Source organism: Micromonospora sp. Llam0 (assembly GCF_003751085.1).
Taxonomy (GTDB): domain Bacteria; phylum Actinomycetota; class Actinomycetes; order Mycobacteriales; family Micromonosporaceae; genus Micromonospora_E.
This window is the reverse complement of the sequence record NZ_RJJY01000002.1, coordinates 790517-812973: the sequence shown is the minus strand read 5'-3', so window position 1 is coordinate 812973 and position 22457 is coordinate 790517. Positions and strand designations below refer to the sequence as shown.

30 protein-coding genes and 1 pseudogene are annotated in these 22457 nt (G+C 69.1%); 14 read left to right on the top strand and 17 right to left on the bottom strand.

Annotated elements, in window-relative coordinates; genetic code table 11:
• Positions 1-26: 26 nt before the first annotated feature.
• A protein-coding gene (locus EDC02_RS30945) for an IS5 family transposase (RefSeq protein WP_370461505.1) occupies positions 27-904 on the top strand; the annotation gives its coding sequence in 2 pieces (ribosomal slippage) (positions 27-416 and positions 419-904; 876 coding nt in all).
• Here the strand turns inward: EDC02_RS30945 and EDC02_RS30940 are convergent.
• The 4 genes from EDC02_RS30940 to EDC02_RS30930 all read right to left on the bottom strand — a co-directional run bounded on the left by EDC02_RS30940 (position 888) and on the right by EDC02_RS30930 (position 3544).
• Positions 888-1295: a hypothetical protein gene (locus tag EDC02_RS30940; protein ID WP_123605803.1), complete on the bottom strand. Its 408-nt coding sequence runs from the start codon at positions 1293-1295 to the stop codon at positions 888-890. The genes EDC02_RS30945 and EDC02_RS30940 overlap by 17 nt on opposite strands.
• Positions 1292-2563, bottom strand: a complete 1272-nt coding sequence (locus EDC02_RS30935) for a hypothetical protein (protein WP_148083705.1) — start codon at positions 2561-2563, stop codon at positions 1292-1294. The genes EDC02_RS30940 and EDC02_RS30935 overlap by 4 nt, the downstream gene beginning before the upstream one ends.
• A 574-nt stretch (positions 2564-3137) precedes the next feature.
• A complete protein-coding gene (locus EDC02_RS40525) occupies positions 3138-3284 on the bottom strand; it encodes a hypothetical protein (RefSeq protein ID WP_158632376.1) in 147 nt (48 codons plus the stop codon).
• 11 nt (positions 3285-3295) lie between these two features.
• Complete coding sequence (locus tag EDC02_RS30930; RefSeq protein ID WP_158632375.1) at positions 3296-3544, bottom strand: helix-turn-helix domain-containing protein; 249 nt, start codon at positions 3542-3544, stop codon at positions 3296-3298.
• Positions 3545-3683: 139 nt separating this feature from the next.
• Between EDC02_RS30930 and EDC02_RS30925 the strand changes: the two genes are divergently transcribed.
• Positions 3684-4088 carry a helix-turn-helix domain-containing protein gene (locus tag EDC02_RS30925; protein ID WP_148083704.1) on the top strand — a complete coding sequence of 135 codons (405 nt, stop codon included), beginning with the start codon at positions 3684-3686 and terminating at the stop codon, positions 4086-4088.
• On the opposite strand, the gene EDC02_RS30920 is transcribed toward EDC02_RS30925, so the two are convergent.
• A complete protein-coding gene (locus EDC02_RS30920; protein WP_123605799.1) occupies positions 4089-5528 on the bottom strand; it encodes a recombinase family protein in 1440 nt (479 codons plus the stop codon).
• A gap of 29 nt (positions 5529-5557) precedes the next feature.
• Here EDC02_RS30920 and EDC02_RS30915 point away from each other — a divergent pair, with 29 nt between their 5' ends.
• Positions 5558-5908, top strand: a complete 351-nt coding sequence (locus tag EDC02_RS30915; protein ID WP_233606536.1) for a hypothetical protein — start codon at positions 5558-5560, stop codon at positions 5906-5908.
• A gap of 1 nt (position 5909) precedes the next feature.
• Positions 5910-6686: an EI24 domain-containing protein gene (locus EDC02_RS30910; RefSeq protein WP_123605798.1), complete on the top strand. Its 777-nt coding sequence runs from the start codon at positions 5910-5912 to the stop codon at positions 6684-6686.
• Positions 6687-6711: 25 nt separating this feature from the next.
• Here EDC02_RS30910 and EDC02_RS30905 read toward each other — a convergent pair whose 3' ends face one another.
• Together EDC02_RS30905 and EDC02_RS30900 are read right to left on the bottom strand one after the other, a co-directional pair.
• Positions 6712-7758, bottom strand: a complete 1047-nt coding sequence (locus EDC02_RS30905) for a hemolysin family protein (RefSeq protein WP_123605797.1) — start codon at positions 7756-7758, stop codon at positions 6712-6714.
• A complete protein-coding gene (locus EDC02_RS30900) occupies positions 7755-9206 on the bottom strand; it encodes a hemolysin family protein (protein ID WP_233606702.1) in 1452 nt (483 codons plus the stop codon). Before EDC02_RS30900 ends, EDC02_RS30905 begins: the two co-directional genes overlap by 4 nt.
• Positions 9207-9514: 308 nt before the next feature.
• Here EDC02_RS30900 and EDC02_RS30895 point away from each other — a divergent pair, with 308 nt between their 5' ends.
• From EDC02_RS30895 to EDC02_RS30880, 4 genes are all read left to right on the top strand, one after another.
• Entirely contained in the window at positions 9515-10495 is a 981-nt protein-coding gene (locus tag EDC02_RS30895) for a sporulation protein (RefSeq protein WP_123605795.1), read from the top strand.
• A 112-nt stretch (positions 10496-10607) separates the two neighbouring features.
• A complete protein-coding gene (locus tag EDC02_RS30890; protein ID WP_123605794.1) occupies positions 10608-10826 on the top strand; it encodes a hypothetical protein in 219 nt (72 codons plus the stop codon).
• A gap of 186 nt (positions 10827-11012) precedes the next feature.
• A complete protein-coding gene (locus EDC02_RS30885; protein WP_123605793.1) occupies positions 11013-12470 on the top strand; it encodes a family 43 glycosylhydrolase in 1458 nt (485 codons plus the stop codon).
• Between the two features lie 402 nt (positions 12471-12872).
• Positions 12873-13436, top strand: a complete 564-nt coding sequence (locus tag EDC02_RS30880) for an exonuclease (protein ID WP_123605792.1) — start codon at positions 12873-12875, stop codon at positions 13434-13436.
• A 20-nt stretch (positions 13437-13456) separates the two neighbouring features.
• Here the strand turns inward: EDC02_RS30880 and EDC02_RS30875 are convergent, their stop codons facing one another.
• The 4 genes from EDC02_RS30875 to EDC02_RS30860 form a co-directional block, all read right to left on the bottom strand.
• Entirely contained in the window at positions 13457-13885 is a 429-nt protein-coding gene (locus EDC02_RS30875; RefSeq protein WP_199757978.1) for a PIN domain-containing protein, read from the bottom strand.
• On the bottom strand, positions 13882-14091 hold the full coding sequence (locus EDC02_RS30870) for a type II toxin-antitoxin system VapB family antitoxin (RefSeq protein WP_233606701.1): 210 nt from the start codon (positions 14089-14091) through the stop codon (positions 13882-13884). The genes EDC02_RS30875 and EDC02_RS30870 overlap by 4 nt, the downstream gene beginning before the upstream one ends.
• Positions 14092-14402: 311 nt before the next feature.
• On the bottom strand, positions 14403-14738 hold the full coding sequence (locus tag EDC02_RS30865) for an HIT family protein (RefSeq protein ID WP_123605790.1): 336 nt from the start codon (positions 14736-14738) through the stop codon (positions 14403-14405).
• 64 nt (positions 14739-14802) lie between these two features.
• Positions 14803-15180 (bottom strand): DivIVA domain-containing protein, encoded by a 378-nt coding sequence (locus EDC02_RS30860; RefSeq protein WP_123605789.1) that lies wholly within the window; start codon positions 15178-15180, stop codon positions 14803-14805.
• A 294-nt stretch (positions 15181-15474) separates the two neighbouring features.
• Here EDC02_RS30860 and EDC02_RS42965 point away from each other — a divergent pair.
• The 3 genes and pseudogenes from EDC02_RS42965 to EDC02_RS30845 all read left to right on the top strand — a co-directional run.
• A pseudogene (locus tag EDC02_RS42965) lies at positions 15475-15798 on the top strand (multiprotein-bridging factor 1 family protein); the annotation flags it as partial.
• A gap of 71 nt (positions 15799-15869) precedes the next feature.
• Positions 15870-16409, top strand: a complete 540-nt coding sequence (locus EDC02_RS41995; RefSeq protein WP_233606535.1) for a DUF5753 domain-containing protein — start codon at positions 15870-15872, stop codon at positions 16407-16409.
• Positions 16400-16594 carry a DUF397 domain-containing protein gene (locus tag EDC02_RS30845; protein ID WP_123605786.1) on the top strand — a complete coding sequence of 65 codons (195 nt, stop codon included), beginning with the start codon at positions 16400-16402 and terminating at the stop codon, positions 16592-16594. Before EDC02_RS41995 ends, EDC02_RS30845 begins: the two co-directional genes overlap by 10 nt.
• Positions 16595-16808: 214 nt before the next feature.
• On the opposite strand, the gene EDC02_RS42960 is transcribed toward EDC02_RS30845, so the two are convergent.
• The 5 genes from EDC02_RS42960 to EDC02_RS30820 all read right to left on the bottom strand — a co-directional run bounded on the left by EDC02_RS42960 (position 16809) and on the right by EDC02_RS30820 (position 19481).
• Complete coding sequence (locus EDC02_RS42960) at positions 16809-17282, bottom strand: MmpS family transport accessory protein (protein WP_123605785.1); 474 nt, start codon at positions 17280-17282, stop codon at positions 16809-16811.
• Between the two features lie 66 nt (positions 17283-17348).
• Positions 17349-17780: an Imm1 family immunity protein gene (locus EDC02_RS30835; RefSeq protein ID WP_123605784.1), complete on the bottom strand. Its 432-nt coding sequence runs from the start codon at positions 17778-17780 to the stop codon at positions 17349-17351.
• Complete coding sequence (locus EDC02_RS30830) at positions 17777-18523, bottom strand: DddA-like double-stranded DNA deaminase toxin (protein WP_123605783.1); 747 nt, start codon at positions 18521-18523, stop codon at positions 17777-17779. The genes EDC02_RS30835 and EDC02_RS30830 overlap by 4 nt, the downstream gene beginning before the upstream one ends.
• A gap of 128 nt (positions 18524-18651) precedes the next feature.
• Positions 18652-18888: a hypothetical protein gene (locus EDC02_RS41990; RefSeq protein ID WP_233606534.1), complete on the bottom strand. Its 237-nt coding sequence runs from the start codon at positions 18886-18888 to the stop codon at positions 18652-18654.
• A 290-nt stretch (positions 18889-19178) separates the two neighbouring features.
• A complete protein-coding gene (locus EDC02_RS30820; protein ID WP_199757977.1) occupies positions 19179-19481 on the bottom strand; it encodes a helix-turn-helix domain-containing protein in 303 nt (100 codons plus the stop codon).
• A gap of 333 nt (positions 19482-19814) precedes the next feature.
• Between EDC02_RS30820 and EDC02_RS30815 the strand changes: the two genes are divergently transcribed.
• Positions 19815-20072, top strand: a complete 258-nt coding sequence (locus tag EDC02_RS30815) for a type II toxin-antitoxin system Phd/YefM family antitoxin (RefSeq protein WP_123605781.1) — start codon at positions 19815-19817, stop codon at positions 20070-20072.
• Positions 20072-20506, top strand: coding sequence for a type II toxin-antitoxin system VapC family toxin (locus EDC02_RS30810; protein WP_123605780.1), 435 nt, complete (start codon positions 20072-20074; stop codon positions 20504-20506). The genes EDC02_RS30815 and EDC02_RS30810 overlap by 1 nt, the downstream gene beginning before the upstream one ends.
• Positions 20507-20610: 104 nt before the next feature.
• Here EDC02_RS30810 and EDC02_RS30805 read toward each other — a convergent pair whose 3' ends face one another.
• Positions 20611-21660 carry a saccharopine dehydrogenase NADP-binding domain-containing protein gene (locus EDC02_RS30805; RefSeq protein WP_123607260.1) on the bottom strand — a complete coding sequence of 350 codons (1050 nt, stop codon included), beginning with the start codon at positions 21658-21660 and terminating at the stop codon, positions 20611-20613.
• 81 nt (positions 21661-21741) lie between these two features.
• On the opposite strand from EDC02_RS30805, the gene EDC02_RS30800 reads away from it, so the two are divergent.
• A complete protein-coding gene (locus EDC02_RS30800; RefSeq protein WP_123605779.1) occupies positions 21742-22320 on the top strand; it encodes a TetR/AcrR family transcriptional regulator in 579 nt (192 codons plus the stop codon).
• Positions 22321-22457: the final 137 nt, after the last annotated feature.

The window sequence follows — 22457 nt, the reverse complement described above, 5'->3', positions numbered from 1 at the left end:
ACGGAGACCTCGTGACCAGCGTAGCGGTGACGAGGCGGCACGACCTGACGGACGCGCAGTGGGCAGTCCTGGAGCCTCTCCTGCCCACCGCACGCCGACCGGGCCGACCGCCCGCATCAACGAAACGGCAGCTCATCGACGCGATCCGGTGGCGCACACGGGCCGGCGCCCCGTGGCGGGACATCCCCGACCACTACGGCTCCTGGGCGGCGGCGTACGCCCTGTTCCGCCGGTGGCAGCGCGACGGGACCTGGGCCAGGATCCTGACCGCGTTGCAGGCCCTGGCCGACGCGGCGGGACGGATCGTCTGGGACGTGTCCGTGGACTCCACGATCAGCCGAGCGCACCAGCACGCCGCCGGAGCGCGTAAAAGGGGGATCTGCAGGCCGAACCACCCGGCGGTACCGGGTCGGAACCCGACGACCACGCGTTGGGGCGTTCCCGTGGCGGACGGACCACGAAACTGCACCTGGGCTGTGAACAGGGACAGAAACCGCTGTCGATCGTGCTGACCGGCGGGCAGCGTGGCGACAGCCCGCAGTTCACGACGGTCCTCGACGGTGTGCGGGTGCCCCGGGTCGGGGCCGGTCGGCCCCGGACCCGTCCGGACCGGGTGCTGGCGGACAAGGCGTACACGTCGAAGGCGAACCGTGCCTACCTGCGTCGACGGGGTGTCGCCGCGACGATCCCGTCGAAGGCCGACCAGGACGCCAACCGGCGGAAGAAGGGGTCGAAGGGCGGCAGGCCGCCGGCCTTCGACCCCGAGATCTACAAGCAGCGCCACGCGGTCGAGTGCGGGATCAACCGGCTCAAGCGCAACCGTGCCGTCGCGACCCGCTACGACAAGCTCGCGGTCCGGTACGAGGCGACCGTGCAGGTCGCGGCGATCAACGAGTGGCTGTGACCGACTTTGATACACGCCCTAGCAGCGCGGCGGTGATGTCGGCCGGCTGGACCGGTGCCGGGGTGGCCGGGGCGGGTGGCGGGTCCTGCGCCAGCGGTGCCGGGCCGGCGGCCCGGCCGGCGGCGTACGCCCGCGTGATCAGGCCGATCACGACCTGGACGGTCGCGGTCTCCCAGTCGGCCAGCCATGCCAGCACCCGGTGGTCCAGGTCGCCCAGCTCGACACCGGCATCGACGGCGGCGGCGATCAGCGCAGCCCGGCGCGTTCCGGAGGCCACGCCGTCACCCGGGCGGACACGTCCGGTGGCGTGCAGCTCGGCCAGCTGCCGGGGCAGCGGCGCGGCCAACGCCTCATCCTCCGTCGCGTACGGTCCGATCGGCTTGGCGGTCACAGGTCACCCCCGGTCGGCTGTGCCGGCACCACCACGGCGGCGGTTCCCCGCGCAGGCGGCGAGCCGGCCGGTTCGGGGTCGGCGTAGACGTACATCTCGACGCTGATCGGCGCGGACGACCCGCCGAGGTCATCGGCCGGACCACCGCCGGTCAGCACCTCAGCGACGAGACGCTCACCGACCTGCACGACGTCGGCACCGAGCGCGGCTGCGAACTGGTGCAGGGTGGGCAGGTCAGCGGCTCGGCCGGTCACCTGCAGCCGATCCACCGGCAAGATGTCGATGTCCCGCTCGGCGGCCGCGACCAGCGCACGCAGGCCGTCCAGCATCAGCTGACGGCGGGTCCGCACCCGCAACGCCTCCGCCGCCTCGGCCACGGTCGCCTCGTCGACCAGGCGCACCGGCTGGTCGGCGACGTACTCGGCGTACTCCGGGCCGCTGCAGAGCACGCCGACCAGGCCGGTGTCTCCGATCTCGACGGCGCGGACCTCGACACCGGGCACATCCGGCCGGCCGGTCGCGATCCACATCCCCGGACGGAGCTCGTCCGCGCGCGCCCACAACTCGCCGTCCGGCACCGGCATCGGGACGGGGGCGGCGGCGGTGACGTTCGCAGCCGCGAGCACCGCCAGGCGCGGCCACGCACCGGCCGGCACGTCGGCCAGGTCAACGCCCTCGGCGGAGATCTCGCCGCACCGCACCCGCTCCGGAGCGCCGACCAGCCCGGTGTCCAGCCCGCCGGTCCGGGCCTGTTCCGTCACCACGTCCTCGTGCCCGGTGCAAACCCAGATGGTGCCCGCGTACGTCCGTGGGCCGGTCCAGCGCATCGGGTGTGGCTGCGTCGCCACACCGGCCACCGCCGGCCGGCCGCACCGCTGGACGACGTCGACCGCGACGTCAACGGCCGGGGCGGGGGTCGGGTCGTCGACCGGGCCCGCCGGTGCCGGAGCGGTGGCGGCCGCCGCCCGCTGCAGCGCCTGGTGCTCCGGCCCGCTGTCGGGGGTGAGCACGCCGTCGGCGGCGATCCGCCAGACGTCACCGCACCACGTGCCCGGCGGAGTGGTCGACGTGATCACGTCGACCACGAGTCCGGAGCCGCGCAGGTCGGCGGCGACCTGGTCGCGGTGGACGTCGCAGGCGTGGATCGAGCCGGCGTACGCGCCGGTCCGGATCACGCCGGGCCGGACGGGCGTGGGGTGTCCAGTGTCGTCGGCGGTGGTGACGATCACGGTGTGGGCTGCGGCCGCGCCGCAGATGTCAGGCGTCACCGGTACGCTGCCCGGTTCGGCTTGGGTAGGCTGTTGGTGTTCCACGTCGACCTCTCTCGTCGATCTGGACTGGCGATTAGGTGGCCCCTGCCGATGCCCCGGCGGGGGCCGCTGCCGTGATGGGGGATGGGTGTGTGCGTCGGCCCTCCCCGGCACGGCGCACGCACCCGACACCCGGACCGTGAGGAAGACCGGACCGGGCAGATCAGGGAAGTGGCGGCGAACAGCAGCAGCGCGGCGGTGCCGGCGATCGAGGCAGCGGCGCCGTCATCCACCGTCCGGGACCGCAGCCACCACGCCGTCTGCTCGGACGCGGCCGCTGCGGTGGCGGCCAGGGCGACCAGCGCGGTCACGCGCAGCAGCAGGAGCCAGGGCAGCCGGGCTAGTGGGGATGGTCTCCGGTGGCGGGCCGGTCGTAGCGACCGCTGGCCCCGGGAGGTCCGGTGGTCCCGGCCCGCCACCGGACGTGGGGTTACCCGGCCGGCGGCGCCCTCCCGAGGAGCCGCCGGCCGAGCTGGACCAGCCGGTGCCGGTCCATCCACCAGGGCGGGACGTGCGTACGTCCTGGTGGCCGTCATGCCGCACGTCCAGGACGTGCCGATCGGTTCGGTGCTAGCGGCGACACGATCTCGGCCAGGCGGTTCACCTGGTCATCGGTCAGCCGCCAGCCCTTCACCGCCGCCGCGCCGGCCGCGCGAATCTCTTGCTCGGTGCGCAGCACCCTCGGCGAGCTCATTCGGCCCTGATTTCGCGGTCATCCACGCCGAGCACTGCGGCCAGGCGCCGGAACAGCGGTGGCGACATCGACACGCGGTGGCGTCGTTCCAGCTGCGACAGGTACCCGTACGACATCGGGACCTTGGCTGCCAGCGAGGTGATGGTTTCGCCCATGTCCTTCCGGCGAGCGCGGATCGCGGCACCGTTGACCGGGATGTTTGCCGGCGCAGGCACTTCGACCGCTGGAGAACTGGGGTGCTTCATGAGCAAGACCATACGGTCTTGAGCGATTCTGAGCAAGGATGAAGCTCAAGATCGCGCTAGATCGATCATCCTGACTAAATCTGACAGTGATATTTGCGTCACTTTGCCTTGAGCTAGGCTGAGCTGAAATGATGTGACGATGACCGATGACCGCCGTGCGCAACTTGGCGCCGAGATCCGCCAGCGGCGCATGGAGCTAGGGCTCAGCGTGAGCAAAGCCGCCGAGCGGGCGGGTGGCATCGCTCGAAACACATGGACCGGCATCGAGACAGGCAAGACCCGCACACAGGCACGCCATCATGCGGGGATAGAACGCGCACTACGATGGCGCCAGGGGAGCATCGAGAAGGTCTTGGCCGGCGATGCTCCGATGCCCCACGACGAGACCGAGGCGCGCAGCCAGCCCGCAGACCAGGGGATTGACGTCCAGCGCGAGATTGACCGAATCTACGCACTGAACCTGCCGGCAAGGGTCAAGATCGACCTGATCGGCAAGATCCTCGATCTCCACGACGAGGTAGTGGCCGAACAGCGACCAGCGTGATCACACACGCTCGGTGAGTAGGACCGTCGACGGGTCGAACCCTGGTCCGCGCCGACCACTCGGCAGCAGCGTCACCCGCATCGCCGTCGTCACCGCCGCCCGCCGGCGATGCAGCGGCAGCGCGGTGAAGTCGTCGTAGTTGATGCCCCAGAGGCCATCCAGGGCATGTGGGGTGCGCGCCCGGGCCACGTCGGCCCTCAACTCGGCGATCCGACTGTTCAGCTTGCGTACCGTGACTCGCAACAGGTCCGCCTCGGTCTGCGCGTCGACGTCGGACTCCGCCGCCGCGGCGGCAGCCGACTCCAGCACCGCCTCCTTGCGAGCCTCCAAGCGCCGGAGCTCTCCCAGCAGGTCTCGCGTGACCGGTGTCGCCAGCCGGTCCCGGATCCGGTCATCGGCCAGCAGTTCGACCACCGCGCCCTGCACGTACGGGTCGAGATACCGCGCCGCCCGGTGAGCCTTCTTGCCGCACGCTGGGTTGATGCAGCCGTAGGCGAGCAGGTGAGGCGACCGGGTGTTGTGCCGGATGGCCACCGGCTGGTCACAGGTGCCGCACAGAGCGATCCCCGACAGCAGGTGCCGCCGGGCGTTCGTCGCGTACGCGTAGTCGCCGGCCTTCCCCTCGAGCACGGTGCACACCGACTCCCACACCGACCGGTCCAGGATCGGATCCCACGCCGCCGGTCCGACGATCTGTCCGCTCCGGGCGACCAGACCGGCGAGGCGCGGCCGCAGCATCAGCTTCTTCAGCGATCCGTGGTCCCACGGGTTGCCCGCCGGTGTGGTGACGCCCCGGTCGGCCAGATCGCGGCAGATCGCCCCGATCGGCTCATGGGCCAGCACCCGGTCCGCGACCTCCGTGATGACCTCGACGTCGTCGGCCCGGTGCGTGATGCCGTCAGGCTCGAAGCCGTACGCGCGGCCGCCACGGCCGCCGAGCCGCACCAGGCCGCGTTCGGCCTGGCGCTCGAAGTGGCTGCGGAGCCGTCGGCTGGTGTTGTCCGACTCCCGGCACGCCTGGGCGGCCTCGATCCGCAGGATGTACCGGTCATCGGCGTTGTCCAGGTCCCGCTCACCGGTCGGCGACGCGAGGCGGATGCCCTGTTCATCTGCCAGCCGCAGGAGCACCTCCAGGTCCCACGGCTGCCGGATCAGCCGGTCACCGTGGTACACCACGATCGCGTCCAGCTCGCGTCGCTCGACCGCCGCGAGCAGGAGATCCCAGCCCGGCCGGCGGCGACGGCGCTGCCAGGCGCTGCGGGAGTTGTCCTTGAACACGAGCCCGCCCGGCACGGTCCAGCCTCGCTGCGCCGCAACCTTGCGGCAGAGCAGTTCCTGGTCATCCACCTTCAGGGTGTCGCCGAACCTCGCGAGGGAGATCCTGCAGTAGACGGCGGCACGGACGACGGCGCGGACCGGCCGCAGGCTTCTATCTGTCACGGTCCGGTAGTGTATGCAGAATGACTGACATGAGGCCCGGTGAAGCCCGGATGGACTTCAACCTGCCCGAGGTGCCGGCCGGCTTCAAGGCCCAGCTGGAAGACCTGGTCAACGCCGAGGTCGTCGCCGACCGGGCGGTCGCCGTGCGGGTCCTCGACCGGGACGAGGCGCTGGCCATCCCGGACATCGTCCGCACCCAGGCCAATCTGATCCCCGTCGATGAGCAGGAGATCCGCATCGTCGACATCGTCGGCCTGGACGTGCAGGCCGACGGCGGCACCCACGTCGCCTCCACCGCCCAGATCGGCAAGGTCCAGGTGGTCAAGGTGGAGAGCAAGGGTCGGGCCAACCGCCGGGTACGGCTGCGCCTGGCCGGCTGAGATGATCCGCGCCTTCCTCGACGGTGTCCGGCTGTTCCTGCGTGGCTTCGGTACCTACGCCCGCAACCCGAAGATGGTGCTGCTCGGGCTGATCCCGGCGGTGATCGTCGGGGCGCTGTTCGTGGCCGCGTTCGTCGGCTGGATAGCCGCCGTGGTCGACGTCGCCGGCTGGCTCACCCCGTTCGCCGACGACTGGTCGGCGGGCACCCGGGACGCGGTACGCGGTGCGGTCGCCGTCGCGTTGCTGGCCCTCGGCGGGCTGATCGGCGTGCTCACCTTCACCGCCGTGACCCTGTTCATCGGGGATCCGTTCTACGAGAAAATCTCCGAATGGGTGGAGGAGCAGCACGGCGGCGTGCCGAACGGGGTCGACGTACCGTGGTGGCGGTCGCTGTGGCACAGCCTGCTCGACTCGGCCCGGCTGATCGCATTCGGCATCGTCATCGGGATACCGCTGTTCCTCTGCGGGTTCATCCCGATCGTCGGGCAGACCGTGGTGCCGGTTGTCGCCGCCCTGTTCGGCGGCTGGCGGCTCGCCCTTGAGCTGGTCGGATCCGCGTTCTACCGCCGTGGGCTGCGGCTACCGGACCGGCGGGTGGCGCTGCGCACCAACCGGCCGAAGGCGCTCGGCTTCGGGGTGGCGGTCTTCTGCTGCTGCCTGATCCCGTTCGGCGCGGTGCTGGTCATGCCGGCGGCGGTGGCCGGCGCGACCCTGCTCGCCCGCCAGTCGCTCAACCAGCCCACCGACGGGCCGCCGCAGCTTGCTCCGCCCGCCTAGCGGCGGCTGGCGGCCTGCGCGGCGTCTAGCGGCTGGCGGCCTGCGCGGCGTCGCGAACCTCGCCGACCAGCTCCTCGATCACGTCCTCCAACGCGGCCAGGCCGGTCAACCGGCCGTCGGCGTCCACCACCCGGGCCAGGTGCGCGCCCCGCTGCTGCATGACCGTCAAAGTGTCCCGCATCGGCTGGGTGGCCCGGACCGTGACCAGCGGCCGGATCAGCCGGGAGTCGACCGCCCGGTGCCGGTCCTGCGCCGAGGCCCCGAGCACGTCCTTGACGTGCAGGTAGCCGGTCACCTGTGCGGCACCGTCGACGACCGGGAAGCGGGAGTAGCCGGTGTCGGCGCAGCGCTTCTCCAGCTCGACCGGCGTGCTGGTGGCGGACATTGTGACCAGCGAATCCAGCGGAATCGCCACCCGGACGGTCGGCTGGTCGCTGAACGCCAGCGCGCCGGTCAGCAGCCGGTGCTCGTGCTCGTCGATCAGGCCCTCACGGCGGGACTGGGCGATGAACCCGGAGACTTCCTCCCGGGTGAAGGTGGAGGTCACCTCGTCCTTCGGCTGCACCCGCAGCAGACGCAGGACGATGTTGGCGAGCTGGTTGAGCAGCCAGATCAGTGGCCGCAGCACGGTGACGACGCCGTACAGCACCGGGCCCAGGACCATCGCGGACCGCTCCGGACCGGCGAGGGCGATGTTCTTCGGCACCATCTCACCGATCACCATGTGCAGGAAGACCACGACCGCCAGGGCGATGGTGAACGCGATCGGGTGCACCAGCGCGTCCGGCACCCCGGCGGCGGCGAAGGCCGGCTCGATCAGGTGCGCCACCGCCGGCTCGCCGATCGCACCGAGCCCGAGCGAGCAGACGGTGATGCCGAGCTGGGCGCCGGCCATCATCAGCGACACGCTCTCCATCGCCCGCAGGGTCACCCGGGCCAGCCGGGAGCCGGCGGCGGCCCGTGGCTCGATCTGCGTCCGCCGGGCCGAGATCAGTGCGAACTCGGCGCCGACGAAGAACGCGTTGCCGGCGAGCAGCAGCACCCCGATGAGGATCGCCAACCAGTCGCTCATGACGCCGTCCCCTTCGGACTCCCGGTCGAGCGGCCGTTGCGGTGTCCGGTCCGATCTGCGTTCCGCTGCCCGTCCGGGAGCCCGCCGGACGAGCCGGCCTTGACGGCGGCATCGGCGCGGCGCAGCAGCAGCCGGTCGGCGCGGCGGCCGTCGACCCTGGTCACGGTCAGTTCCACGGGTACGGACGTGGGCAGCCCGTCCGGGTCCGGGTGTTCCCGATCATCGGCGACGACCGTGACGGTGTCACCGACCCGGGGCAGCCGACCGAGCTCCTCGATGATCACCCCGCCGAGGGTGTCGGAGATCCGGCCCTCCGGCAGGTCGAGCCCGGTCAGCCGGGCCGCCTCGTCGGGCCGCAGCAGGCCGGAGAGCTGCCATGAACCGTCGGCGGCGCGCTGGTGTCGGCCGGTCGGCCGGTCCTGTTCGTCGGCGATCTCCCCGACGATCTCCTCGACCAGGTCCTCCAGGGTGACGATGCCGGCGGTGCCGCCGTACTCGTCGACCACCACGGCCATCTGCAGTCCCCGGCTGCGCAGCGTGCCGAGCAGCGGGTCCAGCTCAGCAGTCTCCGGTACCTCGGGCAGCTCGACCATCACGGACCGCACGGTCCGGGTGTCGCGTTCCCCGGTCGGTACGGCGAGGGCATGCTTGAAATGCACGGCGCCGAGCACCTCGTCGACTCCGGTGCCGGTGACCGGGAAGCGGGCGTGTCCGGTGGCGGCGGCCAGCCGCAGCACCTCGGCCACAGGTGCGTCGGCGGTGACGAACCGGACCCGGGGTCGGGGAGTCATCACGTCTGCGGCGGTCCGTTCGCCGAAGTCGATCGACCGGGAGACCAACTCGGCGGTCTCCGCGTCCAGGGTGCCTTCCTCGCCAGAGCGGCTGACCAGCGACGCCAGCTCCTGAGGCGTACGGGCGGACGCCAGCTCCTCGGTGGGCTCGATGCCGAACGCCCGCAGGATCCGGTTGGCCGTACCGTTGAGAAACCGGATCAGCGGCCCGGCGGCGGCGGTGAAGCCGCGCTGCGCACCGGCGACCGCCCGGCCGACCCGCAACGGTTCGGCGATCGCCCAGTTCTTCGGCACCAGCTCGCCGAAGGTCATTTGAAAGCCGGTGGCCAGGATCAGCGCCAGCGTCAGCGAGAGTGCGGTGGTCGCGCCGTCCGGCAGGCCGGTGAGCCCGAGCGGGCCGCGTAGCAGGGTGGCCAGTGACGGCTCGGCGAGAAAGCCGACGACCAGGCTGGTCACGGTGATGCCGAGCTGGGCGCCGGACAGCTGGGTGGACAGCGTCCGCAGGCCGCGCAGCAGGCCCGCCGAGCGGCGGTCACCGGCGGCGGCCTGCCGTTCCACGGTCGCCCGGTCGACCGTCACGAAGGCGAACTCGGCGGCGACGAACACGGCGTTGGCTGCGACCAGCAGCACCGCGACGCCCAACAGCGCCCACTCCATCACCGCCCGGTCACTCCCTCAGGGATGACGGGGCGGCCGGGACTGGGAGGGTCGCTGGCGGTAGGCATGGTTCTCAGCATAGACAGGCGGACGCTGCGCCAACCTGCGAGTTCACTGAGAACAATAGCGAGAAGTATTCGCAAAATTACTTTGCGTACTTGATATCTGCTGTTCAGCAACCTCTCAGGCTGTCCCGCTAGCATCGTCGACAACCCCGGTTCCAAAATAGACATATCTGATCATGTTGTGCGGCAACGATCGGCGCGCCCGGGGATCGCGCCAGCGTACCGCCAGGGAGAGATAGCCACGTGGTCTTCAAACGGATGCTCCGAGCCTTCGGAGTCGGTGGACCGACTGTCGACACCGTCTTGTCCAACGCCAGCACCCGCCCCGGCCTGACCCTGGCCGGCCAGGTCGACATCACCGGCGGCGACCACGAGGTGGAGATCGACCAGATCACCGTCGCGCTGGTCACCCGGGTCGAGATGGAGACCGACGACGAGGAGTACGACGGTACGGTCGAGTTCCACCGGGTGCCGGTCTGTGGCGAGCTGCGTCTCGCCGCCGGGCAGCAGCTGTCGCTGCCGTTCGAGATCGACGTGCCGTGGGAGACACCGGTCACCGACATGTACGGTCAGCGGCTGCCCGGCATGACCATGGGCCTGCGTACCAAGATCTGGGTCCGCGGCGCCATCGACCCGGGCGACCTCGACGACGTGCACGTCTATCCACTGCCGGTGCAGGAGCGGATCCTGGAGGCGTTCGCCGCGCTCGGACTGCCGTTCACCGGTGCCGACCTGGAGCATGGCCAGTTGGCCGGCCTGCCCCAGACGATGCCGTTCTACCAGGAGATCGAGTACGCGTCGGCACCGCAGTACCCGGGGGTCAGCCAGGTCGAGCTGACCTTCGTCGCCGACCCGCACGGGGTGACCGTGGTCCTGGAGTTCGACAAGAAGGCCGGGCTGTTCACCCCCGGCCACGACGCGTACGGCCACTACCGGGTCGAGCACACGGCCGCCGAGAGCATCGACTGGATCGCCCTGGTGGACTCCTGGCTGCGGCAGTCGCTGGAGCAGCGACACGCGCTGCTCGGCGGCTACGGCGGTGGTCATGGCGGGCACCACGGTGGACACGAGGACGGTGGCTCCGGGATGGGCGGCGTGCTCGCCGGTGCGGCCGGCGGCGCCCTCGCCGGTTTCGCCGCCGGCATGGTCGCCGAGGAGGTCTTCGACGTCATCGGCGGCGATGACGAGGAAGACGAACCCGAGGAAGAAGAGTCCGAGGAGTAGCGGCTGTCCGTGCCTCCCGAGTCAGCGCTGCAGACAGCTGATCTCGAGGCCCGGCCCGGCCCGGCCCGGGGTGGGTCGGGTCGTATCCCCCCGAGTAAGGAGAACAAACAGGATGCCGGTCACCGCTGACCTGACCACGCTGGTCGACAAGGCCTACCAGGACAAGTCCCTGGCCGAGATCGTCGCCGCGCCGGTCGCCGCGCTGAAGGGCGTCAGCGAGAGCGACGCCAAGCTGCTCAAGGATGCCTTCGGCATCGTCACCGTCGGCGACCTCGGCCGGAACCCGTACTTCCGGACCGCGCAGGCGCTGGTCAATCTCGGCGGCGAGTAGCCGTACCGGCGGCCTCGGTCGCGTCTCGTCGCCGGAGCGAGTCCGGACGGTGTTTCGGCGGGGCGGCGGGAATCTTCCCGCCGCCCCGCCGAATTGTTTCGTGAAAATGACACATCCTCTTGACCGGGATTGTGTGAGCGCTAACACTGTTCGCATCGAAGATGATGACTGCGAAGGGTGTCGACCATGAGACGATCGCGATCCACGGTCAACTGGCTGGCGGCGGCGACCGCCGCACTGGTGGCCGCAGCCACCACGGCTGTGGTCACCGCCCCGGCTGCCCTCGCGGCTGCGGTCCCACCCACCGTCCAGTTCACCAACCCGATCGTCGAACAGCGGGCCGACCCGCACGTCCACCGGCACACCGACGGCTACTACTACTTCGTCGCCACCGTCCCCGAGTACGACCGCATCGTCATGCGCCGGGCCACCACCCTGCAGGGCCTGGCCACCGCCACCGAGCGGGTGATCTGGCGCAAGCACGCCACCGGCGAGATGGGTGCGCACATCTGGGCACCGGAACTGCACTTCATCGACGGCAGGTGGTACATCCACTTCGCCGCCGGCCGGGCCGAGGACATCTGGGCCATCCGCCCGTACGTGCTGGAGTCCGCCGCCGCCAACCCGCTCGACGGACCGTGGATCGAACGCGGCCAGATCCAGCCGCCGCGCCCCGGCTTCTCCCTGGACGCCACCACCTTCGTGCACAACGGAGTCCGCTACCTGGCCTGGGCCGAGTACGCCGGCAGCAACTCCAGCATCTACCTGGCCCGGATGGTGAACCCGTGGACCTACACCGGCACCCCGGTCATGATCAGCACCCCGACGTACGCCTGGGAGACCCGCGGCTACCGGGTCAACGAAGGCCCAGCGGTGATCATCCGAAACGGCCGAGTCTTCATGACCTACTCGGCCAGCGCCACCGACGCCAACTACGCCGTCGGGCTGCTCACCGCGTCGGCCAGCAGCAACCTGCTGAACGCGTCATCGTGGACCAAGAGCCCGAACCCGGTGCTGGCCAGCAACAGCCGGACCGGCCAGTGGGGCCCGGGGCACAACTCGTTCACCGTCGCCGAGGACGGCAGCGACGTGATCGTCTACCACTCCCGCGACTACGAGCGGTACCTCGGAAACGGCTACGACCCGTTGAACGACCCCAACCGGCGTACCCGGGTCCAGAAGGTCTACTGGAACGCCGACGGCACGCCGAACTTCGGCGTACCGGTGCCGGACGGTGCCACCCCGGTCCGGCTCAGCGCCCACGACCAGCCGGACCGCTACCTGCGGCACTGGGAGTACCGGGTCCGCCTTGAGGCCAATGTAACGAATTTGGCCGACTCGCAGTTCCGGGTCGTCCCCGGGCTGGCCAACTCGGCCGGCATCTCGCTGGAGTCGACCAACTTCCCCGGCTACTACCTGCGGCACCGCAACCACCAGATCTGGGTGGAGGCCAACGACGGGTCCAACCTGTTCCGGCAGGACGCCACGTTCATGGCCCGCGCCGGGCTGGCCGACGCCGGCAAACTGTCGCTGGAGTCGGTCAACTTCCCCGGCCAGTACGTCCGGCACCGTGACGGCCTGCTCTACCTGGAAGCCGTACCGGACGCCGCCGGCCGCACCTCGGCCACCTTCGCCCTCAGCTGACCACCATCTCCGCCCGCGTCCCACGTACCCCCCGGCGCCCACCGTGCCCCGCCCACCGCGTCCTGCCCACCGCCTCCACCGCGAGTTGAAGGTCAGACACCTCAAAACGCTGGCGTGAGGTATCTCAGCTTCAACTCGTGGGCGGTACCGGCTAAAGCCGCGCCGAGGGCGTCTTCGTGAAGGGGCATAGTCGGATAAAACGTGCAGTGTGCGGCGCTGGCACGCTGAGTCGACCGTCGCCCACTCAGTGCCTGGACGAGTTGAAGCTCAGACACCTCAAAACGCCGGTGTGAGGTATCTGGCCTTCAACTCGCGCTGTGGGGCGGCGATGGTTGCCTGTGCGGGCGGCGGCGATGCGCTGTCGCGGGTGGCGGCGGGGTAGGGCTGCCGTACGGTGCTGGCATGGCACAAGCGGAGATCTACGTCAGTACGGACGTCGAGGCGGACGGGCCGATCCCCGGCCCGCACTCGATGCTGAGCCTCGCCTCGGCGGCGTACACGGCAGACAAGGAGCTGGTCGGCACGTTCAGCGCCAACCTGGTCACGCTGCCCGGCGCCAGCGGTGCCCCGCAGACGATGGCGTGGTGGGAGACGCAGCCGGAGGCGTGGGCGGCGTGCCGGGCCGACCAGGAGGAACCGGCGGCCGCGATGGCCCGGTACACGGAGTGGCTGGCCCAGCTACCGGGGCGGCCGGTGTTCATCGGCTACCCGGCGGCGTACGACTTCATGTTCGTCTACTGGTACCTGATCCGCTTCACCGGATCGAGCCCGTTCTCCCACTCGGCACTGGACATCAAGACGTACGCCATGGCGCTGATGGGCACCGGCTACCGGACGACGTCGAAGCGGACCATGCCCCGCGAGTGGTTCGGCGAGCACGAGCATGAGCATGTCGCCCTGGACGACGCGATCGAGCAGGGAGCCCTGTTCTGCGCCATGCTCGCCGCCAACCCCGCGACCCGCTGACGCGGCAGGAGCCGGTGTAACTACCGGAGTGTCCCGGCGGGCGCGATCCACTCACTGCGCGGTCCGCCCGCCTCGGTGATCAGGTCGAAGTCACGGTCGTAGTGCAGGACTGTCGCGCCGTGCTCAGCCGCTGCCGCGGCGGCGATCAGATCGACCGGGCTGGCCGCCCGGTGGTACCCGCGTCTGGTCAGCGCTACCTGGATGTCCCGGGCCCGAGTGGCGACTGCCGAGTTGATTGGCAGATCGGTCATGATTTCGGCCCGGCGGGCGCGGATTGCCATCGCGTCCCGGAAGTTGCGAGCGCTGCGACCGTCTTCGAGGTCCAGCGGGAGACAGGTCGCTGCTGCCCCTTCCTGCAGGATCATGACGAGCCGCTTGTTCACTGCCGGTGCGGACATCCGGGCCCAGGCCGAGGTATCGATCAGGTACAGCCCTCGGGGGATGTTCACGCCGCGTCTCGGCCGCTGGTGGGCGTCTTGTCGTCATCGACGATGCCGTCCCAGTCCCGGTCGATGGACATGAGCTCCTGGATCGCAGCCAGTCGGGCCCCGCGTTCGGCGACCAGACGCAGCGCCTCGTGGATCGTCTCCTTCTTGGTGCTGGTCCCGAGTTCACGACGGGCGCGGTCCAGCAACTCCTCGTCCAGGTCGATCACCGTCTTCAACGTCTACCTCCTTGTGAATGCTGGATGCTCCCGAGTATATACACCTCTACCGGCCTCGGTGCTGATCCCCACGACCATTCCCCGTTCGTCGTCGACCGGCGCTTCCAGCATGCAGGTGCCGCGCCGGAAGTCGATGTTGATCGAGCCGGCGAACTCGGTCGAAGGCGGGACCCGGTCGTCTCCGCAGCCGCCAGCGCGGACACCGAGGACGCCGACAGGCTGCGAGTCGCCCCGCCGGATGCTCGGCGATCAGGCAGGTTTGCAACGCGGGTCAGCAATGATTGCGCTGGCGGTGGTGTTCATCAGCCGTGACGCAACGGCTCGCCGCTGTTCACGTGGAAGTGCAGGTGTTTGGAGTCCTGGTATGCGCCGAGGTTTGTAAGGACGCGAGCTGTGCCGTGTTCGGCGGTGACCTGTGCCGCGATATCGCGGACGACGGCCAGCACTTGGTGAACCTCGGAGATGTCGGCGTCACCCAAGTCTACCAGCGACGGGATATGGCGTTTGGGGACGACTACGATATGGACGGGCCAGAAGGGCCGGGTGTGATGGAAGGCGAGCACGTGGGCGGTCTCGGCCACGACCTGGATCGGGGTCTTGCCGCTGAGTGCCTGTTCGCAGTAGAAGTCGTCGGTCATTGGACCGATGGTAGTGGTGTCCACAGACGAACATGGTTATTCGCGCCGACGACGTCTTTGTCGGTCAGCGGTAGCCGGACGGGGTGGCGGTCGCGGCGTGGCCGCTCTGCCAGCGGCGCAGCGCGTCCTTGATCCGGTCGTTCTGTTCGTACGTGCGGTCGAGCTCGGCGTAGAGGACGCCGAGGTCGTGGGCGACGCGGTCGAAGAACACGGCGACGTCGCCCGGATCGAGCCCGCGTCCGTGGGCGCGCCGGCTCGCTGTGCGGAAGTGCTGGCTGCGGACCTGCCAGGGCCGGATCGGCCGGTATCCGGTCGGCCGCTGGTTGCGGCCATTCGCGGGTACGCGGTACACGCCGTTGCCGCCGGGCCAGTCACGCGGTGGCAGGGACACCGTCCGCCGCCGTTGCCAGCGGACCCGCCACCGTCGCCACGGTTTTCGCATCGCGTTTTCCTCCCCTTGCGTGTCGGGTGGGTGGAAGGGGTGGCCCGGCCGCTTGCCGAACCGGCCGGGCCACCCCGCCCCAATCACCGCAGCCCTCCTCGGCAGTACGGCAACCAGGGCAGTCTTCGATTCACGGCGGATCGATCGGATAGGGGCCCGGGGCGCGTGCGTACTCCATTTCGGTGTTACTTGCGGGAACGCGGTGTCGGCCGCGTCGTGGCCACGGACCAGCACCGGAGCGGCCATGGCACGGGGGTTCCTGGCTGTTCCGGTGTTGACGGACGTGACCGTGAAATGGTTTTCTCGCACGCGCCCCGGGGGCTCGGTCCTCCGTGGATCTTGCTTTCTCAACTTCCTACCCCTCCACCCTGGACTACCCACCCCATGCGATGGAAGATGTGGGAGTCGGAGGGTTCTCGGAGAGTTCCTACGAATCTGATAAGGGGGCCGATAATGATCGACTTGCAGGAGGCCATCCGCAAGGAGCGGACCGCGCGAGGGCTGTCGCAGGAGCAGCTCGGCGCGCTGGTCGGGGTGAGTGGGTCGTCGATCGGCAGCTACGAGGCGGGGCGGCTCATCCCGGTGCCGGCGATCGCCAAGGCACTCGACGGCGTCTTCGAGACCGGCGACCGGATCCAGCGGCTGGCGGCCCAGGCGCGCGGGCAGTCGATCGCCCCGTTCCTGCGCTCGTGGGCCGAGAACGAGGCGCAGGCGAGCATCCTCGCTACTTCGAACTCTCCGTCGTGCCGGGGCTGCTGCAGACCGAGGCATACGCCCGACAGCTGCTCACCGACGTCGGCCCGGTCGACGATGTCGAGACGTCACTGGCCAACCGACTGGCCCGGCAGGAGATCATCACCCGGGCGGACAATCCGGCGCACTTCATCGCGGTGCTGGACCGGTCGGTGCTGCACCGACAGGTCGGCTCGCCGGACGTGATGGTGGAGCAGTTGACCGCGCTCGCAGCCGCCTGCGACCGGCCCAACGTGCGGGTGCACGTCGTGCCGGCCACCGCCGGGGCGTACGCCGGGCTCAACGGTCCGTTCGTGCTCGGCACGGTGCACGACCGGAGGGTGGGCTACCTGGACACCCACTTCGGCGGCGAGCCCATCGATGATCCGCAACGGGTGCGTCGGCTCGAACAGGTGTGGGAAGATGTCCGCAGCTACGCCCTGCCCATCGCGGAGTCCCGCGAGATGATCGAGAAAGCGGCGCTGACATGGAGCTGACCGGCACCCCTCGTTTCCGCAAATCGACCCGGTCCAACGGTGCCGGTGGTGCGTGTGTCGAGGTTGCCGACAGCCTGCCCGGCGCGGTGCTGGTACGCGACAGCAAGGACCAGGCCGGTCCGGTGCTCACCTTCGCCCCCACCGCTTGGTCCACCTTCGTCACCCACCTCGCCACCACCCACTGATCCGAGGCGGATAATCGAGCGCTTCAGTAGCACCATTGAGGATGGTGGCAACATAGATTTTCCTGCCGTTGCCGGCGGGCAAATCTATGTATGGGGAAGCGGGATGTTTTAAACTGTCCAGTTTTCGTTCAAGCGATGGGCGGCCTGGGTGAATTTCTGGCGACTGTCGAAGTTTGCTTCAGAAGAGCGGTGTGCCGGCCGTTGCTGAAGTAGGCTAGCCGATATTCCACCAAGATTTCTCCCACAAGCATTGCACGGTCGCTTTCGACCCTCTCGATGAATTTTTTACCAACGTCTTCCCGTCCATTATTATTGAGCAACTAATTCTGGAGCCGGGGTCTCGGTTGGTAAGTCTAGCTGTTACGGCAAGGCTATCGACCTTTAGTCCCGTTCGCGTCCAGGGTAGCGTACGCGTCTTCTTCTCGGATGTTTCGCTGTCATTCGCCTCGAATTCGATCGAGGCAGCCGGATGTTGGGGAACGGAGACTGAGCGTATCGGCTCGTCTACGCAACCATCTGGATTGGGTCGGAGCAGGCAAAACCCTCCCTCTCCGGGTGTTGTCGTGTGTGGGATCGCGCCTTCGAGTCTTACTGAGACTTCGCTGGGTGTGGAAGAGTTGGGGGCTGCGATTACTAGGATGATGGTGGCGACCAGTGATGCGAAAATTGCCCCTACCGTTCGCTTCATGCTTTTCCTTATGTGGTGATAATAGGCGACATACAATAACGATCGTGTATGTGTTCGATAAAGGAGCTAATGTGCGTCCATTGGTGTTCGCCAGAGCAAGTGGGCTGGTCGAGTGCCAGTCGAGATGAAGTCGCGTACCGCCTGCAAGGTCGCGACAGGGGTGACCCGCAGTTCGTCCGGCTCGGGGAAGACTGGTTGACCGCCGTAGTCGAAACGGAGCCCGTCCGGGCCGGGGCTGAGGCCAGGCTCGTATCCGTACCCGCCGCCGTCGCCCATCCAGCGCACGAACCCCCGGTCTGGGTGGCCGATCCCGACTTCGAGGGAATCAGGAAAGTCGTCGTCGAATGGCGAAAGGTGCTCGCTGCCCGCTGGTAGGACCGTCACCACCACTGGGAGGGACGCAACCGAAGCCGTCGCCGCCTCGTCGAGTGCTGCGTCGACTTCCGCGACTGAGGAGACGACGCGGTTGTTGCCTGTCCAAATGATGCGGTAGGTCATCTTCTGATCGCCTTCCCGGTGCCGTGGTAGGTGCTGTGCAGACGGGGCCCACCCTCCTCGACTACGTACACGGTAAGCCGTGAGCCGGCAGGGATGATGTGTGGGAGGAGCTGGTGACAGCCGAACGGCCGGTCGTCGCAGGGAGGCTTGTTGATGACGAGTGTGACGTCTCGTGGTCCGTCCTCGGCTCGCATCCGCGCCGCCACGTGCCCTTCGACATGATCGGTGACCGTGACTGGCAAACCGCCGCCGCGCACCGGACGTAGCCCGAGTCCAGCAGACTTGATCCGGCCGCTGATGAACGGGACGTCGTTCAGCTGCCTACGGTCGGCTGCGAAGGCGTAGCCCTGGACGTTCTCACCCTGGCGCCAGGGTACAAGGCGGTCGCTCAGGCGGACCACGTCCGCTGGCGCGGATGGTGGTATGGCAGACGCCGCCAAAGGTGGTTCTGCCCCGGCCGCAGGGATCGAACCCGTCAGCGTTACCCCGAGCGCGGCTGCGAACTCCGTCAATCCCGCCAGCGCTGCAGCGAGCAACTGATCCACTTCCCGAAGCCGATCGGCTGCTGCGGTCTGCCGGCGCAGCGTTTCGCCAACCAATTGGTGGCTGGAGGCGGCTGTTGCGGCGCGGAACTGGTCTCGTGATCGATTGAGCACCTCGATGACACCACTGATGTGCTGCCGATGCTGTTCCAGCGTTTTGGCGACCGCCTGCAGGACGGTGCCGACCTCACCGACACTCATTGGATCCGCGACCCTTCGGTCGAGTTCCACTGTAGTTGACCTGAGCTGCGATTGCCTACCCAGAGTAGTTTAGCGTCGATGTCGACGGAAGTCGGTTCTGCTGTTGGTTTGCGGTCAACCAGGTCGCATCACCTGGTCCGCTTGGGTGTGACGGTCAGGTCGTAGAACCCGGCCTCCTCGGCCTCGGCCGCCATCTGGTCTAGGATGCGACGTCGTTCGCGCCGGGCAGATTCCTGTCCAGGCCGGATGTCCAGCTCGGCGCCCCCGAGTTGCGCGAACCGCTCGGTGAGCGCGCTGAAGAGATCCGTGTCGGACCGCTCCTCGGCGACAGCCGCAGTCAGGATCGCACGGGCCTCCGCCTCCATCGACCGACCGTGTCGCGCGGCGCGGAGACGGAGCATTTCCAGGACGGAGTTATCCAGGCCTCGGATGCGTAGGGCTGCCATCTTCTGCTCCAGATCCTGTGTCGTTGCGGTCTGCCAGCAATGATCGCACCGGCTCGTGGTGTCCAGTCCACATGGGGAGGTGATGGCGGTTGGTCGATCGTGCCGCTGGGCGAGCTGGGTGTCGGGCCTCGGCGGTACCCTCCGGCGCATGATCAACCGACCTACCGGAAGCGGCGCCGCGAGGTGCGGGAGCAGGCGGCTGCGGTCGCCTATCGCCGGGGCATTGATTGTGCCGAGCTGGCCGACCCCTGGCGCGACTGGTAGCGATCGACGGACACGGGCTGGGCTGGCGTCGCGCGCTTGACCTCCACCACGGATGAGTTCTTAGCTTGTGGCCGATCACGGGACACTACGATCGAAACCTCGGCACCCAGCGCCTCGGTGTCCGCGCGCAACGTGTCCAGACTGTCGACCTGGCCATGCTCGATCTGGGAGATCCTGGCCTGACTCACCCCGAGCGCCACAGCTACTTCGGCCTTGGTGAGCCCGGCGGACTTACGCATCTCGGCCAACTCGTGTCCCGGATGTGGCTGAGATTCCCGTCACGAATCGCGGCCCGCTGCCCCTGCGCCTCCCTGCTGGCGAGCCATGGCTGCCGGGTGACCGCCTCAGCTTCACGTCGCTCCACCGACGGGCCGTGATGAACCCTCCCCGCTCTTGCGGTCGACCAGGTACTTCTCGTACGGGACCTTCGCGACCGGGACGTTCTCCCGGTACCACTGTTTGTACCGGGCCGCAGGTCGTCAAGCGCTGCTCCATCGACGGACAGCCACCGTGTGGCGGTACCACCACGAGAGCAAAATGTAGTAACATTGCTACTTGCTGGTCGTCGGGAGGTGGTGGCAATGACCGTTACTACGGTGTCGAGTCGTGAGTTCAACCAGGACACGGGTCGGGCGAAGATCGCTGCTCGCAGCGGGCCAGTCTTCATCACCGACCGGGGCCGTCCGGCGCACGTGCTCCTGACGTTCGAGGACTACCAGCGGTTGACCGGGAGTCAAGGGAACATCATTGACCTGATCGGGCTGTCTCCGGACGAAGCGGACATCGAGTTCGAGGTTTCGCCGCAGCGTGATCTCTCCCGGCCGGCGGAACTGGGCTGATGTTCCTGCTCGATACGAACGTTGTGTCCGAACTGCGGAAGGCCAAGGCCGGCAGAGCGGACAAGAACGTTGTTGCGTGGGCGGCCAGCGCCTCGACCGGCAGCCTGTTTGTGTCGGCGATCACCGTCCAGGAGTTGGAGATCGGGGTTCTGCTGGCCGAGCGCCGGGATCCGGCGCAGGGCGCGGTCCTGCGTCGCTGGCTGGAAGCACAGGTGCTGCCTGCGTTCGCCGAGCGCGTTCTCCCGGTCGACACAGCGGTCGCCCGGCGCAGCGCCATGCTCAACGTCCCCGACCCGCAGCCTGTGCGCGACTCGCTTATCGCCGCCACCGCTCTTGTGTACGGGGTTCCGGTCGTCACCCGCAACGTGGCCGACTTCGCGCCCACCGGTGCCGAGATCATCAACCCGTGGCAGCCTGCCGACGACTGCACCTAAGAACTGAGCTGGGGCATCTACCCTGCAGCAGCCCGGGCTGCTGCCACCCGCTCGCCGATGCTCACTGTTCGACTTTAGAACAATCGTGGTAGCCGAGGAGCGGGTCAGGCGACGAACTCGGCGCCGGCGGCCAGTGCCACCTCGGGGCCGAAGAGCCTGGCCGGGGTGTACGCGCCGGGGCGGCCCTCGCCCTTGGCCAGGCGGAGGGCCACCTCGGCGACCGCGTCGGCCGTGAACGTCATGCCTTCGCCGGTGCGCAGCCAGCCCTCGCGTACCCGGCCGGACGGCCATTCGACCCGGGCGCGGCCCCAGGACGACCGGCGTGGCCGCTCCCTGGCCGTGGTCGTCGTGACGCGGGCGAGCCGCCGGGTGGCGAAGCCGGCCAGGCCGGGCAGCCGCAGCAGGCCACCGACCGCCGACGTCGCCGCCCGGGCGGCCGGGGTGGTGGGGGCGAGAGCCGAGGCGCCGATCACCGACGGGGCGCCGCTGGCCTGCCAGGCCGCGAAGAGTTCGCCGCTGCCCATGGCGGCGGTGGTGACCGCGTCGCCGTCGGGGGTGGTCAACCGCTCGGCGGCACCGCCGGCCCGGGTGGGTACCAACCGGCCCTGCCGCACTTCGCGGCCGCCGTCGCGCAACGCGTGCACGATGGTGGCGGCGAGGGCTTCGCCGAGGGCACCGGGTTCGACTGCGACCGACGCGAGCGCGTCGATGCGTACCCGGGAAGGTTGTTCCTCGCCCGCCAGCAGGTGCAGCAGGATGCTCTCGGTCGCGAGCACGCCGAAGCCCGCGCCGCAGACCAGCGTGCGACCGGTCGCCGCCGCCTCCCGGTGCATGGCGTGCAGCGACTCGAACGCGCTCAGTTCGTTGCCGACGTCGATGTAGTGGGTGCCGGCCGGGCAGGCCCGCGCGACCTGCGGCGCGGTGGCCGCGAACGGGCCCACCGTGTTGATCACGACGGCCGGCGACTCGGCGGCGAGCCGCGCGCAGACCTCGTCGAGTGAGCCGGTCACCGCCCGGGTGTCCGGAACCGTCCGGGTCAGCCGCTCCCGGTCGCGGCCAACCGCCACCACCTCGGTGCCTGCCTGCCGCAGGCGCTGCACCGCCTCCCGGCCGACCCGGCCGGTCGCGCCGAGCACCCAGATCTCACCCGCCATGTTCGCCTCCATCAGTCATGGCACGTCGTGTCATCACTATTGCACGGCACGACACGTCGTGTCATCACTAGGATGTGCGGCATGGGTCGATGGCAGCCGGGGGCGCGGGAACGGCTCGAGCAGGCCGCGCTCGATCTCTTCCTCGAGCAGGGCTTCACCGAGACCACCGTGCCGCAGATCACGGCGCGGGCCGGGCTCACCACCCGTACGTTCTTCCGGCACTTCGCCGACAAGCGGGAGGTGCTGTTCGCCAGCGAGGAGTCGATGCCCGAGCAGGTGGCCCGCCTCATGGCCGGGGCCCCGCAGCCGCTCGGCCCGATGGAGTTGATCGCCACGGGCCTGGGCCCCGCCGCGGCCGCGATCTTCGAGGGCCGCAGCCTCGACTACCTGCTCCGCCGACGTGCCGTGATCGGTGCCGAGCCCGCCCTGCAGGAGCGCGAGCTGCGCAAGTTCTCGCTGCTGTCGCAGGCCATGGAGCAGGGCTTCCGCGATCGCGGCATCGACGACCTGACCGCCCGGCTGGCGGCCGAGATCGCCGTGACCACGTTCCGGATCGCGGTGACCCGCTGGCTCGACCAGCACGGCGACCCCGACCTCCCCGCCACCATCGACCAGACCCTGGCGGCGATGAGACACCTGGTCGGTACGCCGTCGGCGTGAGCCAGGGAACCGTGCAGGGACGAACGCACCATTCCCACCATTCCGCGCTTGCGCCCTCCCTCCGTGCGGACGTAACACAACCGCAAGCTGCGAGAAGTACGTCTGGCTGCTGGCTGCAGAAGTATCTGCGGCGGATG

Bases quoted from the DNA above. Each gene is read 5' to 3' on its own strand.
- EDC02_RS30930 (WP_158632375.1), bottom strand. From the start codon at position 3,544: ATGAAGCACCCCAGTTCTCCAGCGGTCGAAGTGCCTGCGCCGGCAAAC.
- EDC02_RS30925 (WP_148083704.1), top strand. From the start codon at position 3,684: ATGACCGATGACCGCCGTGCGCAACTTGGCGCCGAGATCCGCCAGCGG.
- EDC02_RS30915 (WP_233606536.1), top strand. From the start codon at position 5,558: ATGAGGCCCGGTGAAGCCCGGATGGACTTCAACCTGCCCGAGGTGCCG.
- EDC02_RS30910 (WP_123605798.1), top strand. From the start codon at position 5,910: ATGATCCGCGCCTTCCTCGACGGTGTCCGGCTGTTCCTGCGTGGCTTC.
- EDC02_RS30905 (WP_123605797.1), bottom strand. From the start codon at position 7,758: ATGAGCGACTGGTTGGCGATCCTCATCGGGGTGCTGCTGCTCGCCGGC.
- EDC02_RS30900 (WP_233606702.1), bottom strand. From the start codon at position 9,206: ATGGAGTGGGCGCTGTTGGGCGTCGCGGTGCTGCTGGTCGCAGCCAAC.
- EDC02_RS30890 (WP_123605794.1), top strand. From the start codon at position 10,608: ATGCCGGTCACCGCTGACCTGACCACGCTGGTCGACAAGGCCTACCAG.
- EDC02_RS30885 (WP_123605793.1), top strand. From the start codon at position 11,013: ATGAGACGATCGCGATCCACGGTCAACTGGCTGGCGGCGGCGACCGCC.
- EDC02_RS30880 (WP_123605792.1), top strand. From the start codon at position 12,873: ATGGCACAAGCGGAGATCTACGTCAGTACGGACGTCGAGGCGGACGGG.
- EDC02_RS30865 (WP_123605790.1), bottom strand. From the start codon at position 14,738: ATGACCGACGACTTCTACTGCGAACAGGCACTCAGCGGCAAGACCCCG.
- EDC02_RS30860 (WP_123605789.1), bottom strand. From the start codon at position 15,180: ATGCGAAAACCGTGGCGACGGTGGCGGGTCCGCTGGCAACGGCGGCGG.
- EDC02_RS30845 (WP_123605786.1), top strand. From the start codon at position 16,400: ATGGAGCTGACCGGCACCCCTCGTTTCCGCAAATCGACCCGGTCCAAC.
- EDC02_RS42960 (WP_123605785.1), bottom strand. From the start codon at position 17,282: ATGAAGCGAACGGTAGGGGCAATTTTCGCATCACTGGTCGCCACCATC.
- EDC02_RS30835 (WP_123605784.1), bottom strand. From the start codon at position 17,780: ATGACCTACCGCATCATTTGGACAGGCAACAACCGCGTCGTCTCCTCA.
- EDC02_RS30830 (WP_123605783.1), bottom strand. From the start codon at position 18,523: ATGAGTGTCGGTGAGGTCGGCACCGTCCTGCAGGCGGTCGCCAAAACG.
- EDC02_RS41990 (WP_233606534.1), bottom strand. From the start codon at position 18,888: ATGGAGGCGGAGGCCCGTGCGATCCTGACTGCGGCTGTCGCCGAGGAG.
- EDC02_RS30815 (WP_123605781.1), top strand. From the start codon at position 19,815: ATGACCGTTACTACGGTGTCGAGTCGTGAGTTCAACCAGGACACGGGT.
- EDC02_RS30810 (WP_123605780.1), top strand. From the start codon at position 20,072: ATGTTCCTGCTCGATACGAACGTTGTGTCCGAACTGCGGAAGGCCAAG.
- EDC02_RS30805 (WP_123607260.1), bottom strand. From the start codon at position 21,660: ATGGCGGGTGAGATCTGGGTGCTCGGCGCGACCGGCCGGGTCGGCCGG.
- EDC02_RS30800 (WP_123605779.1), top strand. From the start codon at position 21,742: ATGGGTCGATGGCAGCCGGGGGCGCGGGAACGGCTCGAGCAGGCCGCG.